General features: G+C 66.0%; 1 protein-coding gene. It reads right to left on the bottom strand.

The features are described 5' to 3' along the window. Positions 1–202: helix-turn-helix domain-containing protein (locus C7G61_RS43725; RefSeq protein ID WP_145963887.1), on the bottom strand; the 202-nt coding region annotated here is incomplete at its 3' end. Positions 203–206 lie beyond the last annotated feature (4 nt).

Genomic DNA, 206 nt, shown 5'->3' with positions numbered 1-206 from the left:
CGAAGCGGCGCTTGGTCCGGCCGACGGTGGAGAGGCTGACACTCACGGTCCGGGCAATCTCCTCGTCGCGGCGGCCCCTATCGGCCGCCAGCAAAATCTGCGCCCGCTTGAGCTTGCGGGCGGCGTGCTTGCCGCCGCCGAGCATCGCCGTCAGTTCATCGCGCTCGGCTTGGCTCAATTCGACCCGATAACGTACATTCATGCTT

The organism is Bradyrhizobium algeriense (assembly GCF_003062295.1).
GTDB classification, from domain to species: domain Bacteria; phylum Pseudomonadota; class Alphaproteobacteria; order Rhizobiales; family Xanthobacteraceae; genus Bradyrhizobium; species Bradyrhizobium algeriense.
This window is presented reverse-complemented; position numbering and strand designations above follow the sequence as displayed.